The following is a 16,805-nucleotide window of genomic DNA, read 5'->3' on the forward strand; positions in this document are numbered from 1 at the left end:
AACTTTAGGAAAGAACCAACATCATGGCTGCGATCAGTGTTGAACCTTGCACCTTTGCCCTGTTTGGCGCCTTGGGCGACCTGGCATTGCGCAAGCTGTTTCCTGCGCTCTACCAGCTCGACCGCGCCAATTTGCTGCACGCCGATACTCGCCTGCTGGCGCTGGCACGCGAGCCTGGCAGCGTACAGGAGCACCTGAATACCATCGAGGCCCATCTGCGCAAGCACGTGGCGGAGGCTGATCTGGAGCCTGCGGCGCTGGCGCGTTTTCTGGGGCGTCTGAGTTACCAGCACCTGGACTTCCTGCAGCCGGAGGGCTACCAGGCCCTGGCTGAGCAGGCACCTGCCGAGCTGCCGTTGATTGCCTATTTCGCCACTGCGGCGGCCGTGTATGGCGCAATCTGCGAAAACCTCGACAAGGCGGGCCATGCCGCGCGCACCCGGGTGGTGCTGGAAAAGCCCATCGGGCACGATCTTGAGTCATCGCGCCGGGTGAACGACGCCGTGGCGCGGTTCTTCCCGGAAAGCCGTGTTTACCGCATCGACCATTACCTGGGCAAGGAGACGGTGCAGAACCTGATCGCCCTGCGCTTCGCCAACAGCCTGTTCGAAACCCAGTGGAACCAGAACTCCATCTCCCACGTGGAAATCACCGTGGCCGAGAAGGTCGGCATCGAAGGCCGTTGGGGCTATTTCGACAAGGCCGGCCAGTTGCGCGACATGATTCAGAACCACCTGCTGCAGCTGTTGTGCCTGATCGCCATGGACCCGCCCAGCGAGCTTTCAGCCGACAGCATCCGCGACGAGAAGGTCAAGGTGCTCAAGGCCCTGGCCCCGATCACTGGCGAGGGCTTGAGTACCCGCGTGGTGCGCGGCCAGTACATCGCCGGCTACAGCGACGGCAAGCCGGTGCCGGGTTACCTGGAGGAAGACAACGCCAACGCCCAGAGCGACACGGAAACCTTCGTCGCCCTGCGTGCCGATATTCGTAACTGGCGTTGGTCGGGCGTACCGTTTTACCTGCGCACCGGTAAGCGCATGCCGCAGAAGCTGTCGCAGATCGTCATCCACTTCAAGGAGACGCCGCACTACATCTTCGCCCCGGAGCAGCGCTTGCAGGTCGGCAACAAACTGATCATCCGCCTGCAACCGAGCGAAGGCATCTCTTTACGCGTGATGACCAAGGAGCAGGGCCTGGACAAAGGCATGCAACTGCGCAGCGGCCCCTTGCAACTGAATTTTTCCGACACCTGGCGCACCGCGCGGATTCCGGATGCCTACGAACGCCTGCTGCTCGAGGTGATGCGCGGCAACCAGAACCTGTTCGTGCGCAAGGATGAAATCGAATATGCCTGGAAGTGGTGCGACCAGTTGATCGCGGGCTGGCAAAGCGCCGGCGATGCGCCCAAGCCGTATGCGGCTGGGTCCTGGGGGCCGATGAGCTCGATCGCACTGATTACACGTGATGGGAGGGCGTGGTATGGGGATATCTGAATTGAATTTGCCGACATCGGTCAACGCGCATCAGCTGAATGATGCCCGCGTACTTTCGGCAACATTGGCGGCTGATGTGGCCGAGCGCTTGCGCGCAGCCATCGCCGCGAAAGGGCGGGCTTGCCTGGTGTTGTCCGGCGGCCGCAGCCCGGTGCCGTTCCTGGAGAAGCTGGCGACCGAGGCCCTGGACTGGTCCAAGGTCACCGTCAGCCTGGCCGACGAGCGCTGGGTGCCGGTTGAGCACGCCGACAGCAATGCCGGTTTGCTGGCCCGCCATTTGTTCCAGGGGGCCGCTGCCAAGGCTCGTTTTGTCGGGCTGTATCAGCAGGCGGAGAACCTCGACGCGGCGGCCGCCCAAGCCGACCAGGCATTGGCCGATCTGCCGGCCATCGACGTGCTGGTACTGGGCATGGGCGACGATGGTCATACCGCTTCGCTGTTCCCCGGCAGCCCGAATCTGGCCGAAGGCCTGGACCTGAACAGCACGCGCCGCTGCCTGCCGTTGCTGGCGCCGAGCGTGCCGCACCAGCGCCTTTCGCTGACCCGTTCCCTGCTGGCCAGCGCCGCGTTCATCGCGCTGTCCGTGCAGGGCCCGGGCAAACTCGCTACCCTGCGCGCCGCGCTGGCGGGCAACGACCTCAATGAAATGCCGATTCGCGCCTTTCTTCACGACCCCTTGGACATCTACTGGTGCCCATGAGCAAAGGATCCACTGTCATGACCACCCTTGAACGCCCCCAGCCTCTGCTCTCGATGGCCGAGAAAGCCGCCCGGATCGATGCGATCTGTGGGGCGGCGCGCATCCTGCCGGTGATCACCATCGCCCGTGAGGAAGACATCCTGCCGCTGGCCGATGCCCTGGCCGCTGGTGGTATCCGCACCTTGGAAGTAACCCTGCGCTCGCAGTATGGCCTGAAGGCTATCCAGGTGCTGCGAGAGCAGCGGCCGGAGCTGTGTGTCGGCGCCGGCACCGTGCTCGATCGCGGCATGTTTGCCGCGGTCGAGGCCGCCGGCGCTCAGTTTGTCGTGACCCCGGGGATCACCCAGGACATCCTCGAGGCTGGGGTGGACAGCGATATCCCATTGTTGCCGGGCATCAGCACGCCTTCGGAAATCATGATGGGGTATGCCCTGGGTTACCGCCGCTTCAAGCTGTTCCCGGCGGAAATCAGTGGCGGCGTGGCAGCGATCAAGGCCTTTGGTGGCCCGTTCGGTGATATTCGATTCTGCCCTACCGGTGGGGTCAACCCGGCCAACGTGCGCAACTACATGGCGCTGCCCAATGTGATGTGCGTGGGCGGAACCTGGATGCTCGACAGCAGCTGGATCAAGAACGGCGACTGGGCGCGGATCGAAGCGTGTAGCGCCGAGGCGATGGCTTTGCTGGACTGATACTGAATTTGTTGTGTGCTTTACGGCTTATGGGGCGCTTGGTCGGCGCCCCTTTTTTTGCCCGGCGTTTTTGAATTGCCAGTGCCGACCCTTTCGCGGGTCAACCCGCTTTCACAGGCATTGCACAGCTTTCGAATTCTGTGAAGTCTCTATGGGAGCGGGTTGACCCGCGAAAGGCCGGTATAGGTTAAAAAAGCCCGCATCAAATATGCGGACTTTCTCGTTCATCGCGGCACCGCTTAAGTCGACTTGGCTTTCTCCCGGCTCAGCGACTGTGACAGTAGTTAAAGGTAGTCAATCGCGAGAATTTGTGAATCCGGTTCAAGTTTATAGAAACAATGAGGAGTCCATCCTTCAATGAAAATGGAATCTCCCTCATTTAGTACCTCGTTGTGAAGATGTGGATGACTTCCCCATTTAACCCCTACTGTCCCAGAGAGAATGTATACGAATTCTCTAGCCTTATGTCCGGCGTTTAGTATTGCCTTCTCGGCCGATGGGAATAGAGGTGTAGTCCTGAGTACCAGCAGATTTTTATCTGAAGTTGTCTTGAGTAAGTGGCGGTAAAAATAGGCAGGCTCACCCTGCACGTGCCGTAGGCGATCGAATCGGATGAGTCCGCCGAAAACGCAGCTTTGAGATTTATCGTACTCGCCGCCTAATTCGTCAATCACATAGGCTGCTGTGACGTTAAGATAGTGGGCAATTTTTTTAAGCTGCGTAGAGTTAATTGTAATGCCGTCGATGGTTCTATCATAGAGGCCTCGAATATTATCTAAAGTCATTTTTCGTTTTTGTATTAATTTCTGAAGGTCATCGAGTCTTGCTGTGATGTTAAACTCCATGTTGCCTTCCTTTCTTTATAGTGGAACAAAGCATGGCCACATCGGTAAGGCTTATGGCACGTGATTTAATCATGGATACCTCTCTTACCAATTGCAGCAATTGCTGGACTTCATCATCTGAGCATGTGATTTGCAATTGGTCCAATGCGTATTTTATTGAGGCGCGTCCAGAATGTTTACCGACGATAATGTGACGTTCGCGCCCCATCACGCTTGGGTCGTAAGGCTCGAATGACTTGCCGTTGTTGAGAGTGCCTTTTGTGTGAATACCTGACTCGTGAGAAAAAATATTGCTGCCCACGATGGGCTGCCAAGGATTGATTTGAGAGCCAGTTGCATTGGCGACAATCTCAGAGAGTGTTTGAAGCTTTTCCGGCTTAACACCAAGGTCAATCCCGTATTGAATTTTTAGGGACATTACCATTTGCGCCAGGTCAGGCATTCCCGCTCGTTCACCAATACCGTTTACAGTGGCATGAAAATATTTTGCGCCTGCCTGCAAACCGGATAATGTATTGCTTACACCGAGGCCGAAGTCGTTATGAGCATGGCACTGGGTATCAATCTCCACTGCGGATACCACTGTACGGATGATGGAGTGGTACTGTTCAGGCGTAAGCACTCCAATCGTGTCAGAGAGCCGTAACCTATCGGCTCCCGCTTCGCAGATGTGGCCGGCATAATCAACGACAAATGACAAGTCTGAGCGGGCAACATCTTCAGCGCTGATGGAGACAAATACATCGCGTTGCTTTGCACAGTCTATTAATTCGCATGCCTGTCTGACAAGCCAGTCCTTTGATTTGTTTATGCTGTGCTTCAGGTGGACCTCTGAGGTGGGTAACCCGATATGTATGTATCGGTAGCCTGCGTCGAGTGATGCTTCTACGTCTGCACGTATCCCTCTATTCCAGCCTACCAGTCGAATATCAGTTCCCTGTGTGCGCTCTAGCATCTCACTTAATGTTCGACTCTCAGTGCCGCCCATCGCATATATGCCGCCTTCAATCCAGCGTATGCCCGCGTCGATAAGGGCATCGAATATCTTTAGTTTAGTTGCTCTTCCAAACGAAATGCCAGGTGCTTGCTCGCCATCTCGTAATGTCGTGTCTTCGACGATAATATCTTGACGTAGATTCATGATGTAACACTCCGTCGTTGAGCGAGTAGTGAAAAGTATTGGCATTGGTCAACGTCGTCGCCAAAGGCGTGTCTGGCGTCGATGAAGCATTGGATCGCCATCGCTGTTGCTGGATAAGCCTTAAGGTCTGGTAATTGAGATTGCGCCAATTCCAAATCTTTACAGCGGACGGCCAGCGTCACATGACTAGTTGTCAACCCTGAGAGAATATAGTTCAGCGATACATGCATGTAGGCAGAACGACCGCGGCAGGAAGTGAATACCTTCGCCATTGATTCGAGATCCAAGCCCAACGCTTGCCCTTGATGAATAACTTCCAGGGCCCCTGCTAGATTGATAGACTCTGCCAGATTGTTGAGGATTTTAAGTTGCTGTGCCTTTCCAGGTTGTTTAACGTAGTTGATTGTTTTGCAGATTTTTATGAGTATGGGATGTGCCGATGAGTAGGCTTGTTCATTACCTGAGACAATAGAGCATAATTTTCCCTGGAGAGCGCCCATTACTCCCCCAGAGATCGGGCATTCGATATAACTCACACCGATATTTCCGAACGCTTCATGTAGGTTGACCGCAGACCCCGCTGATAAGGTGCTGAAGTCAATTACGATTTTTCCTTCCTGGAGCGAATAAAGCAGTCCGTCAGTATCTGAGTAATAGATTGCCCGTAGTGCACGTTCTCCGCTAACACATACAAGAATAATGTTTGCGTTAGCTGCGAGCTCTCTCAAGTTGTTTTTCCAAAGTGCGCCTCGGTGTATCAGTTTTTCAGCTTTTTCGTACGTGCGGTTGTGGATTAATACCTCGACACCAGTGTCTAGAAGTCGATGGCATATGGCATGACCCATTTGACCTAGGCCAATTAATCCGACGGTGATAGTCATGGTTTGATCCTCTATAATTCACAAGGCATGCATACCTGCAATTTCAAGTAGATAAAGGAGTGCAGCACGGCATGCTTGATGCCTGCCGGTGGAGCTTGCGTCAGTGACTAGTTTTCTAGAAGGTGGCTAGTGTGAAAATTATCCTATGCCACCTGGTCTGTTATTTTCAATGCTAGCCATAGTTGATGGCGATGATTTCTGATTTCTCACCAGGTACATTGCTGACAAACCCGTGAGGTACATCGGGGAGAATGAAGATGGAGTCGCCCTCGTTCAATATCCCTTCTTTAAACTCATTGTCAGAGTCCAGCCACCGAACCCGTACGCTCCCTTTAGTTACGTATACAACTTCCTTCGATGAGTGCCCGTCATTCAAAGGCATGTATTGGAAGTCGTTGGCGCGTACATCCAGTCGTAGAGCCATTAATCGAGGGTCTTGATTGGTTGTAACCAAATGCTCATAAGTGTAGCAATGAGTACCATTTCTGATTTCTTCACGCTTGAAGCCAGTTCCTCGCCTAGCTATTTTTACGCCATCATCCAAGTCGGTAATAGTAAAACCTAAAAAAAGATCGCTCAGTGGCAATGCCAAGTAGCTAGCAAGCTCTCTCAATTGCTCAATACTTTCGAAGTAAGCGAATTTGTCATCGAGCTCCACATCACCAACGTGTGACATGGTCATCTTTCTCGAAGCAAGGAGTCTCTCAAGGTTGTTTTTGCAAATAGTTATTTTGTTGTTCATGGTTCCCTTCTCTCTGTGTCGGTTTGGCGATGGATCCTAGCCAAAGCAGTTAAACGCAATGAGTCGCGATCCGGTTCGTGCGTTGTGTGATGGCTGTGCAGCCATTTTTTCAGGGTGAGTGGACTGTGCGTGTTATCTTCATTTATAAGTGTTTTACAAGCGCCTATGGATATGAATGAGTGAGAATCAGACCCTCCTGTAGTGTCGAGATTTAATGTCGATGCTAATGTCAGGTATTTATGTATGTTAGTGAGGTCTTTGGCCGGGACCTCGATCGCGTTTATGCAGCGTTTTAAAGCTTCAAGATCTGAGCATGTCTTACCTGGCCAAAAAATATGGTGGGCTACTAGTTTAAAAGGTCTGCCTCGCTTCTCTAGCAGTCCATGAAGCGTATCCAGGGTATACGCGCTCGCTCGTCGATCAAGACTCAGCAGTGTTTCCAGGTCAGCATGCACGCCAATGTTCATATTGTTCGCGAGATGTAGCTCTGCACCGGGTAACACAAGGACACCGTTACAAATAACTGAGCCATCTCCCTGCGTGCTACCACCGAGGCGATTGCTGCAGAATAGACCCAGCATCAGTTTTTCGTAAGCATCAGCTTCGATGTGTTCGGTGATGCAGATTGCATCGAGTTCATTAAAGTTTGCTACTTTCAGCGTCTGGCTCACTGAATTCCAATCCGGCTCTGCTTGCTGCTTCCACATGAGCAGATGCACATGAGCATCCAATACTGTCCTTTTCATTCATCACCTCATTACGGCCATGATGATTTTTTCATACCTTGAATACGCATTCACGAATCCATTGTCATAAGGCGTGTCATCAAATTTTCGGATGGATAGCGCGTCATGGTGGTATGGCTGGTTTTGAAATGCCAAGATTTCTTCGCTTGTCATACGTCCCCCCTGGTTAAGTAAGCTTGACAGTGATCCCGAACTCAGTTGATTGTTGTAGTTTTCATTAACGGTGATTAAGTATCGCTTTGCATCGATATGGAGTTGAATGGGGATGCAGACTGACTGAGGGAACCATCGGTTTAGCCATTGGGCACCCAGATCAGCATGCTGGCAGTCCTTTTCATATGGAGTCATTTCCGGGTCACTGTTGCATAGGAAATGGCCAATGTCGTGGAACAACGCTGCGACAATCAGTTCTTCCGCACAGCCCTCAGTCAATGCCTGGTGAGCACTCCAAAGCGAGTGCTCCAAGAGTGTCTCGCCGTTGCTAAGCTTTACTTTTTTACATTCAAGCATGATTGTTTTGAGCATGTGGCAGGCAGCCCGCATGCTAGCTTTCTTGTCGAGCATAAATCAGCTCCGCATCCTTTAGTTCGTCGTAGTTCAAAAGTTGAAATACTTCGGAGAGCGAGCAGATGTTATTGTCGATGTTGCAGATGCTATTGTCTGCCTGAATTTGTGCTGCTGCATTTCGCATTGCAAGCAATGAGGCCCGCATCATTTGGTTTGCACATATATACACCGAGACCCCAACTTCCTGTAGTAGCTCCGTCGACACGTTTTTATAGGTTGTTGGGGCGACTATCAAAGGGCAGCGTCCTGCCCAGCACTTACTGAATTCCAATATGTCGAATCCGTCTGTCTCTTTGGAGTGTATAAAAATTCCATCGGCACCTGCTTCGTAGTACTGCTCCGCTCGTTTCAAAGCCGCCTGGACACTCATTCCGGCTACCAATGCTTCTGTACGAGCAATAACAATAAAGTCATCGTCCCGTTTCGAATCCTGCGCAGCTTTAATCTTTCCGCAAAATTCATCCACGCTACTAAGTGCGTGCTCATGGCTGACGAACGAGTTCATTTTAGGAAACTGTTTGTCTTCTAAAGAAACTCCAGCTATCCCATAGTGCGACAGGCGCTTAACTATGTGCCTTACATTATTGAAATTACCGAAGCCTGAATCTCCGTCGAAAAGAACAGGGATATTTACTGCGTCAGCTATGCATTGAGCGACCTCCATGACCTGACTCCATGATGCCTCATTGCAATCGCGAAGCCCCATCGCTGAGGAAATAGCGAGTCCCGACGCCCAAATAGCTGGATAGCCCGTTTCCTCGACTATTCTAGCGGAGAGCCCATTGTGGGCCTCCAGAATCAGGTCGAGCCTGCCGTTGAATAATAGTTTTCGGAAACTTCCTACAGTTTTTTTTCTTGACATCACAAACTCCGTTTTTTGTTGTTGTGGATGAGTTGCTGATTCAGTCTTAGTCGCACTTGGTGAAAAATTCAATGCTCTGTATGTTTTTTTTACATTTGCTCTTCCATAGATAAAATTGTCACTGTCAGGTGACAATTCAACCTAATCTGCTGGTTGACGGTAGATTGGCCGCGATTTACGCTTCGTTGATTGATTTGTAACTAGTTAATTATGAACAATCAATCAAAGGCAATAACATGTCTGCTTCTTGCTTTCTTTGTCGAGGCGTGTGCAGCGCAGGTGATTTTTATCTACGTACCGCTAAGCAGGCTAAGTGGGTCGGGGGATGAAGTTTTCTCAGCGCTGCTAAGAGCGACCGTTTATTTAGGTCCAGTTGCCTTTGGTTATTGGGCTGGGAGACTTGTGGATGGAGTTCGCTCGCGAGCCTTAGGTTTCTTGGTCGCGCTGGGGCTATGCTGTGATGTGGCGTTGTATGCGATTCGGCGAGGGGGATGGACGTTGTTAGAGACGTTTGTTCTATTAAGTGTGATTTCCATCGGGATATATATACTCAGCAATCTTCGTGCTTGCCTGATACCCCGTATCCTCCATAAAGATTTACTCCCGCGCATGAATGCACGATTACTTATCGTCGAGCACTGTGCGCTCATCCTATCGCCCGTCGCCGTCTCATATTTTTTGATGTTGCAAAATCCGGCGGTAGTATTTTATGGTGCTTCCATTTGTTTTTTGCTTTCAAGTTTTCTGTATCGCTACTCCTCTTTCGAACTCCCGCCTCGCATCGCCCCGGTTGTCCCCACTTCCTTTATCTCCAGCTATAGGGCGCTTGTGCAAAACAAGCCGCTGGTGCATGTTGTTTATATCGTCGTGGGCAATAATGCCTTCACAGCTATTTATCTTTTTTTCGTGCTCCTGAGTGCTGCGGACAGTGGGGTATTCAATATCAGCGAAACACCATTCCTTTTGGTTTCATATGCTTTGGGTTCCATTTTTTCCGGATTAGTCGCACCGAGGATGATGCGTGCATTAAATACCCGCATTGCTGTGTGTACATGCAGTGCTGGAATGGCTGCATCAGGGGTGTCGCCACTTGGACTAGGAACGGTTGAGTCTTACTATGTGTCGGCCTTTTTCGTGGGCTTCTTTGGGGCCTATGTGATCATTACAGCTTGGACATTGAGACAGGCGCTGGTACCCGCGGATTTGCTTGGCAGAGTCACCGGAATTACCAGTGCCCTCTTCAAAGTTTCGATGCTGCTTTCTGTCCCATTGGCAGGGTTGATAAGCAGTTCTTTTGGCAGTGCTGTAGCCATACTTGCGGGTATTGTGCCCGTAGGGTTAGGGCTCACACCTATGGCAGTCGCTTCGTTGAAAGTGAAAATGGGTAGTCCTCATACTGACTGACGGGCCTGATTTTTCTTAAACTGTTGTTTAAGCTGGCTGACAGTCCAACTGGTGAATCCAGGGTAAAAAAAAGCCCGCATCACAGATGCGGGCTTTTTTGGGGGGGGCAAGTTACGCAGCCTTGGCCTCTTGCTGGCTCAGCGAGCGGTTCAGCGCGCTGAACAGTGCCTTGAAGCTGGCCGTGGTGATGTTCTCATCGATACCCACGCCGTGCACCGGGCGGCCACCGGCCACGCGCAGTTCGATGTAGGCCGCGGCCTTGGCATTGGTGCCGGCACCGATGGCGTGCTCGTTGTAGTCCATGATCTCCACCGCAACCGGCAGGCCGGCTACCAGGGCTTCGAGGGCGCCATTGCCCTTGCCGCGCCAGTGCAGGGTAGTTTCGCCTTCACCGGCGACTTCCACTTCCACGGCGCTATGGCCGTTTTCTTCCTGCAGGCGGTGGCTGACCAGTGCGTACGGGCTGTTGGCCTGGAGGTATTCCTTGTGCAGCAGGCTGTAGATCTGCTGCGCGGTCATTTCCAGGCCAAGGCGGTCGGTTTCACCCTGAACCACCTGGCTGAACTCGATCTGCATGCGGCGCGGCAGGCTGATGCCGTACTCCTGCTCGAGCAGGTAGGTGATGCCGCCTTTGCCCGACTGGCTGTTGACGCGGATCACGGCCTCGTAGCTGCGGCCGATGTCGGCCGGGTCGATCGGCAGGTACGGCACTTCCCACAGCTCGCCTTCCTGCTGCTTGGCGAAGCCCTTGCGGATGGCGTCCTGGTGCGAGCCGGAGAACGCAGTGTGTACCAGGTCACCGACATACGGATGACGCGGGTGAACCGGCAGCTGGTTGCACTCTTCGACCACTTTGCGCACGCCGTCGATGTCGGAGAAGTCCAGTTGTGGGTCGATGCCCTGGGTGTAGAGGTTAAGCGCCAGGGTCACCAGGTCGACGTTGCCGGTACGCTCGCCATTGCCGAACAGGCAGCCTTCGGCACGGTCGGCACCGGCCATCAGGCCCAGTTCTGTGGCGGCGATGCCGGTGCCACGGTCGTTGTGGCAGTGCAGGCTGATGATCACGCTGTCGCGGCGGCTGATGTTGCGGCAGAACCACTCGATCTGGTCGGCGTAGATGTTCGGCGTGGCAACTTCCACGGTGGCCGGCAGGTTGAGGATGACCTTGTGCTCAGGCGTCGGGTTCCACACTTCGATGACTGCGTCGCAGACTTCTTTGGCGAACTCAAGCTCCGTGGCGCTGAAGGTTTCCGGCGAGTACTGGAATGTCCACTGGGTTTCCGGCTGCTGGGCGGCGTACTTGACGAACAGCTTGGCCGCGTTCACCGCGATGTCCTTCACGCCTTGCTTGTCCTGGTTGAAGACGATGCGGCGGAACGACGGGCTGGTGGCGTTGTACAGGTGGACGATGGCCTTCTTGGCCCCGCGCAGCGATTCGAAAGTACGCGCGATCAGGTCTTCACGGGCCTGGGTGAGCACCTGGATGGTGGTGTCATCCGGGATGTGACCCTCTTCGATCAAGGTGCGCACGAAGTCGAAATCGGTCTGCGAGGCGGACGGGAACGAGGCTTCGATTTCCTTCACGCCAACCTGCACCAAGGTCTTCCAGAACCGCAGCTTCTTCTCCGAGTCCATCGGCTCGATCAGCGACTGGTTGCCATCACGCAGGTCCGAGCTGCACCAGATCGGCGCTTCGGTGATGGTCTTCGACGGCCAGGTACGGTCTGGCAGGTCGATGGTCGGGAAGGCGCGGTACTTCTTAGAAGGGTCTTTGAGCATGGTCATGGAAGCAATCCTTTTGTGTGCGGCCGAGATCGGGCCTGCCGAGCGATAACGAGATGAAGAGGCGAGGCGACGCGATCAGCCTGGTAGTCGGGCGCTGACCAGGCAGAGGCTGCGATGTTGTCGGAGCAGGATGAGGGTGCTGGAGGTTTTCATGCCTTCAACCCTAACCAGTGGGGTGAGGGATGGCAAGGGCTGCCGAAAAATTGAGATAAATGCTTAAAAAAATCTTTATGGCGAGATTTTATGGCCGTTATTCGTCTCAAGCTTTATACCTGTTGCGCGGTATGTTTTGATTGCGCAAATCAAGCCAAGGGGTGCAAAAGGGTGGGCCCCATCGCCGGCTTGCCGGCGATGAAGGCGCTACGGATCAAGGCTGAAACGCCCCAATGAAGATGGCCGGATCCACCCGCGCATCATTCAGGCTAACGTTCCAGTGCATGTGCGGCCCGGTTGCCCGCCCGGTCGACCCAACCTTGCCCACCACATCCCCGCGGCGCAGCTGCTGGCCGACATTCACGTCGATCTTCGACATGTGGCAGAACATGCTGATGAAGCCCTGCCCATGGTCGACGAACACCGTGCGGCCATTGAAGAAATAATCGCCCACCAGAATCACCTTGCCATTGGCCGGTGTCTTGATCGGCGTGCCGGCTGGCACCGCGAAATCCAGCCCCGCATGCGGGTTGCGCTCTTCACCGTTGAAGAAGCGGCGAACGCCGAACTTGCTCGACAGCGGGCCGCTGACCGGCTTGTCGAGGATCAGGTTGCTCGGCAGGTTGGGGCTGAAGCTGCGGTAGGCCTTGATCTGCTCGGCCAGTTCACGGTCGATGCGCTTGAGGTCGGCGGGGTTGGGGTTGACCTGGCGCTTGTTCTTCAGGGTGATGTGCTGCTCGGGGTACTTCTTGGTGCCAACGCTGAACGGCAGGGTGCGCCCGCCTTGGGACAGCACGGCCGTGCCGGGCTTTTGCGTCAGTGGAATGCCGACGATGGCCAGCCAGTTGTCCTGCTCTTTGACCACCAGCACCGGCTTGCCGTCGAAGCGTGCGCTCGGCGCTGTGGCCGCCGGGCCCAGATCGACCACGGCAACGCCACCCGGGACAGGTTTGTTCAGGGTGCGGGTGATGTAGCTGGCCTGGGCGCCGCCAGCCAGCAACAACAGGGATAGGGCAAGCAGAGGGGCGAACAGGCGGGGCATGTGTCAGTCCAGTAGGGAAAGGGTGACCGGAGTCAGGTGGTTGTCCTCGACGCGCACCTGCAATTCGCCTTCATTCAGGCGGGCTGTCAGGCGCTGGCCGTTGCGGGTTTGCTCGGCACTGCGGATGGCTTGGCCATGCTCATCGAGCAGGATGCTGTAGCCGCGTGCCAGGGTCGCCAACGGGCTGACCACTTGCAGCGTCTGCAGTTGCGCCTGAAAGCGCTGGCGACGGTCCTTGAGCACCTCGCGCATGGCCCGCGGCAGGCGCTCGGCGAGGCTGTCCAGGCGTTGGCTGATCAGTTTCAGCGTGCGCCCCGGATGTTGCGCGGCCAGGCGTGTGTCCAGGCGCGCCAGGCGTTCGCGGCGCTGGTTGAGGCCCTGCAGGAACGCGCGGCGCAGGCGCATGTCCAGGTCGTCCAGGCGCTGGGCCTGCTGGCGCAAGCGCTCGCCGGGGTGGCGCAGGCGCCGGGTCAGCGATTCCAGGCGCAGGCGGTCGTGGGCCAGGCGGTTCTGCATGCGCAGCAGCAGGCGCCGCTGCAGCCCTTCAAGGCGCTGCTGCAGCCCGCTGTTATCGGGGGCAAGCAGCTCGGCAGCGGCAGAGGGCGTAGGGGCGCGCACATCGGCAACGAAGTCGCTGATCGACACGTCGGTCTCATGGCCCACGGCGCTGACGATCGGTGTGACGCAGGCCGCGATCGCACGCGCCACGGCCTCTTCGTTGAAGCACCACAGGTCTTCCAGCGACCCGCCGCCACGGGCCAGGATCAGGGCATCGAAACCGCGGCTGTCGGCCAGGCGAATGGCGCGCACGATCTGCGCGATGGCTTCGCGGCCCTGCACCGCTGTGGGGATCAGGTTCAGTTCGACTTGCGGAGCGCGGCGGCCGAAGACGCTGATGATGTCGCGGATGACCGCACCGGTGGGCGAGCTGATGATGCCGATGCGTTGCGGGTGGGCTGGCAGCGCCTTCTTGCGTTCGGCACTGAACAGGCCCTCGGCCCCGAGCTTTTCCTTCAGTGCCTCGAAGGCCAGGCGCAGGGCGCCGTCACCGGCCGGTTCGACCGTGTCGAGAATCAACTGGTAGTCGCCACGGCCTTCGAACAGCGAGACCTTGCCACGCACACGTACTGCCAGGCCATCACGCAGGGCCTGGCGGACCCGCGTGGCGCTCTGCCGGAACAGCGCGCAGCGCACCTGGGCGCCGCTGTCCTTGAGGGTGAAGTACATGTGGCCGGAGGCCGGGCGGGCGAGGTTGGATATCTCGCCTTCCACCCAGACACTGCGGAACACGTCTTCCAGCAGCACACGGGCACGGCCGTTGAGCTGGCTGACGGTGAGGACCTCGCGGTCCAGGCCGAGTCGTTCGAAGGGGTCTTTGATCATGGGGGCATGATAAGGGGGTGGGGGGAGGGCGCCAAGTGCAGGGGGCAATTTTGCCTTGGACAAGGTGGTTGCGCACAGAGGCCTCGGCTGTTGCAGCGATGGCGCCTGCGGCCTTGCGCTGTCCAGGTCGCTACCTGGGCGCGTGAACGGTAGAATTGCCCGACCACCGCAATCCCCAGGCCCGTTTCGCCCATGAACACCCAGAGCATCATCGTCCCTAAACTTTCCACCGTACCTGTGCACGAGGCCCGCGCCCGGGCCATCCTGCGCTGGCTGGTGCGCGAAAAAGTGGTCGAGGAGCAACTGACCACCTGTGGTCGCACCGGCAATCGCATGGGCCATGCCCTGGCCGAAGGTGCGCGCAAAATCGCCCTGCACCCGGAACAACTCCCGATCGGCGTGCCGGTGAACGGCCTTGAAGTGATGCTCAAACGCTGCATCTATACGCCCACCGAGGGTTTCCTCGAAGAAGCCGGCTGCCCCGAGTGCCGGCGCGAGGTGGGCGAACCTTTGTTCGAAAGCCTGGAGGAGTGGATGCCGGGGGTGAGTGACAACTTCACCTGCCCGTTGTGCGGCTTCGAGGACGACATCAATGGCTTCATTTACCTGCAGCCATGTGCCTTTTCCAACCTGGGGTTCATCTTCAACAACTGGGGCGAGGCCGGGTTTACCCAGGCCTTTCTCGACAGCTTCGCCGACTGGCTGGACCAGCCGGTGGCGGTGGTGCAGGTAAAACTGCCAGAACGCTGACCGAAGGCCCTTATTTTGCATTGAGCGGCGCGCCGTGGATGAGTATAATGGCGCGCTTCCATTTTTCCCGCCCGGGAGCCCCCGCGATGCTGCGTATCAGCCAAGAAGCCCTGACTTTCGACGATATCCTCCTTGTACCTGGCTACTCCGAGGTACTGCCCAATGAAGTCAGTCTCAAGACCCGTTTGACTCGTGGCATCGAGCTGAACATTCCTCTGGTTTCCGCCGCCATGGATACCGTGACCGAAGCGCGCCTGGCCATCGCCATGGCCCAGGAAGGCGGCATCGGCATCATCCACAAGAACATGACCATCGAACAGCAGGCCGGCGAAGTCCGCAAGGTCAAGAAGTTCGAGGCTGGCGTGGTCAAGGACCCGATCACCATCGACGCCGACGCCACTGTGCGCGACCTGTTCGACCTGACCCGCCTGAACAACATCTCGGGTGTTCCGGTGCTGGAGAACGGCGACCTGGTCGGTATCGTCACTTCCCGTGACGTGCGCTTCGAAACCCGCCTCGATGCCAAGGTGCGCGACGTGATGACGCCCAAAGAGCGCCTGGTCACCGTGCGCGAAGGCGCCGACAAGAACGAAGTCCGCGAGCTGCTGCACAAGCACCGCCTGGAAAAAGTCCTGATCGTCGACGACAAGTTCACCCTCAAGGGCATGATGACCGTCAAGGACATCGAAAAGGCCAAGGCCTACCCGCTGGCCAGCAAGGACGACCAGGGTCGCCTGCGCGTCGGCGCTGCGGTCGGCACCGGCAAGGACACCGGCGAGCGCGTTGCCGCCCTGGTTGCCGCTGGCGTTGACGTGGTTGTCGTCGATACCGCCCACGGCCACTCCAAAGGCGTGATCGACCGTGTTCGCTGGGTCAAGGAAACCTACCCGCAAGTTCAAGTGATCGGCGGCAACATCGCCACTGGCGCTGCGGCCAAGGCCCTGGCAGAAGCCGGCGCCGACGCCGTGAAGGTCGGTATCGGCCCAGGCTCGATCTGCACCACCCGTATCGTCGCCGGTGTCGGCGTCCCGCAAATCAGTGCCATCGCCAACGTTGCCGCCGCACTGGAAGGTACGGGCGTACCTCTGATCGCCGACGGCGGCATCCGTTTCTCGGGTGACCTGTCCAAGGCCATCGTCGCCGGTGCTTCCTGCGTGATGATGGGGTCGATGTTCGCCGGTACTGAAGAGGCTCCGGGTGAAGTCGAGCTGTTCCAGGGCCGTTCCTACAAGGCCTACCGCGGCATGGGCTCGCTGGGTGCCATGGCGCAGGCGCAAGGCTCCTCCGACCGTTACTTCCAGGACTCCTCGGCCGGTGCCGAGAAGCTGGTGCCGGAAGGTATCGAAGGCCGCGTACCGTACAAGGGCGCCCTGGCCGCGATCATCCACCAGCTGATGGGCGGCCTGCGTTCGTCCATGGGCTACACCGGCAGCGCAACCATCGAAGAGATGCGCACCAAGCCGGAATTCGTGCGCATCACCGGTGCCGGCATGGCCGAGTCCCACGTGCATGACGTGCAGATCACCAAAGAAGCCCCTAATTACCGGGTCGGCTGAAGCCTCCAGTGGTAAGTAGCAAGCTCCAAGCGGTAGTTGCGTTGCAGCAGCTACCGCGTTTTC

The 16,805-nt window shown here is 56.4% G+C and carries 16 protein-coding genes; 6 read left to right on the plus strand and 10 right to left on the minus strand.

Features of this window, described 5'->3' with window-relative positions; all coding sequences use genetic code 11:
• Positions 1-23: 23 nt before the first annotated feature.
• From zwf to ACIPZC_RS08590, 3 genes are read left to right on the plus strand one after another with little or no spacing between them, the layout of a single operon-like run.
• Positions 24-1,493 carry a glucose-6-phosphate dehydrogenase gene (zwf, locus tag ACIPZC_RS08580; protein ID WP_400626193.1) on the plus strand — a complete coding sequence of 490 codons (1,470 nt, stop codon included), beginning with the start codon at positions 24-26 and terminating at the stop codon, positions 1,491-1,493.
• Complete coding sequence (gene pgl, locus ACIPZC_RS08585) at positions 1,480-2,193, plus strand: 6-phosphogluconolactonase (RefSeq protein ID WP_400626195.1); 714 nt, start codon at positions 1,480-1,482, stop codon at positions 2,191-2,193. Before zwf ends, pgl begins: the two co-directional genes overlap by 14 nt.
• A gap of 17 nt (positions 2,194-2,210) precedes the next feature.
• Positions 2,211-2,885, plus strand: coding sequence for a bifunctional 4-hydroxy-2-oxoglutarate aldolase/2-dehydro-3-deoxy-phosphogluconate aldolase (locus ACIPZC_RS08590; protein ID WP_046784404.1), 675 nt, complete (start codon positions 2,211-2,213; stop codon positions 2,883-2,885).
• A 284-nt stretch (positions 2,886-3,169) separates the two neighbouring features.
• Here ACIPZC_RS08590 and ACIPZC_RS08595 read toward each other — a convergent pair whose 3' ends face one another.
• From ACIPZC_RS08595 to aepX, 7 genes are all read right to left on the minus strand, one after another.
• Positions 3,170-3,730, minus strand: coding sequence for a cupin domain-containing protein (locus tag ACIPZC_RS08595; protein ID WP_400626197.1), 561 nt, complete (start codon positions 3,728-3,730; stop codon positions 3,170-3,172).
• Entirely contained in the window at positions 3,720-4,871 is a 1,152-nt protein-coding gene (locus ACIPZC_RS08600; protein WP_400626199.1) for a hypothetical protein, read from the minus strand. Before ACIPZC_RS08600 ends, ACIPZC_RS08595 begins: the two co-directional genes overlap by 11 nt.
• Positions 4,868-5,752, minus strand: a complete 885-nt coding sequence (locus tag ACIPZC_RS08605) for an NAD(P)-dependent oxidoreductase (protein WP_400626201.1) — start codon at positions 5,750-5,752, stop codon at positions 4,868-4,870. Before ACIPZC_RS08605 ends, ACIPZC_RS08600 begins: the two co-directional genes overlap by 4 nt.
• Before the next feature lie 172 nt (positions 5,753-5,924).
• Positions 5,925-6,494 carry a hypothetical protein gene (locus ACIPZC_RS08610; protein WP_400626203.1) on the minus strand — a complete coding sequence of 190 codons (570 nt, stop codon included), beginning with the start codon at positions 6,492-6,494 and terminating at the stop codon, positions 5,925-5,927.
• Positions 6,491-7,240: a PHP-associated domain-containing protein gene (locus tag ACIPZC_RS08615; RefSeq protein WP_400626205.1), complete on the minus strand. Its 750-nt coding sequence runs from the start codon at positions 7,238-7,240 to the stop codon at positions 6,491-6,493. Before ACIPZC_RS08615 ends, ACIPZC_RS08610 begins: the two co-directional genes overlap by 4 nt.
• 3 nt (positions 7,241-7,243) lie before the next feature.
• Entirely contained in the window at positions 7,244-7,804 is a 561-nt protein-coding gene (locus ACIPZC_RS08620) for an HD domain-containing protein (protein ID WP_400626207.1), read from the minus strand.
• Entirely contained in the window at positions 7,785-8,669 is an 885-nt protein-coding gene (gene aepX / locus ACIPZC_RS08625; protein WP_161872947.1) for a phosphoenolpyruvate mutase, read from the minus strand. Before aepX ends, ACIPZC_RS08620 begins: the two co-directional genes overlap by 20 nt.
• A 210-nt stretch (positions 8,670-8,879) precedes the next feature.
• Here aepX and ACIPZC_RS08630 point away from each other — a divergent pair, with 210 nt between their 5' ends.
• Positions 8,880-10,073: an MFS transporter gene (locus tag ACIPZC_RS08630; protein ID WP_400626210.1), complete on the plus strand. Its 1,194-nt coding sequence runs from the start codon at positions 8,880-8,882 to the stop codon at positions 10,071-10,073.
• 111 nt (positions 10,074-10,184) lie between these two features.
• On the opposite strand, the gene leuA is transcribed toward ACIPZC_RS08630, so the two are convergent.
• The 3 genes from leuA to xseA all read right to left on the minus strand — a co-directional run bounded on the left by leuA (position 10,185) and on the right by xseA (position 14,436).
• Positions 10,185-11,858, minus strand: coding sequence for a 2-isopropylmalate synthase (leuA, locus tag ACIPZC_RS08635; protein WP_125924466.1), 1,674 nt, complete (start codon positions 11,856-11,858; stop codon positions 10,185-10,187).
• 367 nt (positions 11,859-12,225) lie between these two features.
• Positions 12,226-13,053 (minus strand): M23 family metallopeptidase, encoded by an 828-nt coding sequence (locus ACIPZC_RS08640; protein WP_196996972.1) that lies wholly within the window; start codon positions 13,051-13,053, stop codon positions 12,226-12,228.
• A 3-nt stretch (positions 13,054-13,056) separates the two neighbouring features.
• The gene (gene xseA / locus ACIPZC_RS08645; RefSeq protein ID WP_400626213.1) at positions 13,057-14,436 is read right to left on the minus strand and encodes an exodeoxyribonuclease VII large subunit; all 1,380 of its coding nucleotides are present in this window, start codon (positions 14,434-14,436) and stop codon (positions 13,057-13,059) included.
• A 192-nt stretch (positions 14,437-14,628) separates the two neighbouring features.
• Between xseA and ACIPZC_RS08650 the strand changes: the two genes are divergently transcribed.
• Together ACIPZC_RS08650 and guaB are read left to right on the plus strand one after the other, a co-directional pair.
• Entirely contained in the window at positions 14,629-15,186 is a 558-nt protein-coding gene (locus tag ACIPZC_RS08650) for a sugar ABC transporter ATPase (protein ID WP_241804298.1), read from the plus strand.
• Positions 15,187-15,272: 86 nt separating this feature from the next.
• Positions 15,273-16,742, plus strand: coding sequence for an IMP dehydrogenase (gene guaB / locus ACIPZC_RS08655; protein ID WP_267818412.1), 1,470 nt, complete (start codon positions 15,273-15,275; stop codon positions 16,740-16,742).
• Positions 16,743-16,805: the final 63 nt, after the last annotated feature.

Source organism: Pseudomonas sp. NPDC089743 (genome assembly GCF_044748785.1).
In the GTDB taxonomy this organism is placed as follows: domain Bacteria; phylum Pseudomonadota; class Gammaproteobacteria; order Pseudomonadales; family Pseudomonadaceae; genus Aquipseudomonas; species Aquipseudomonas putida_X.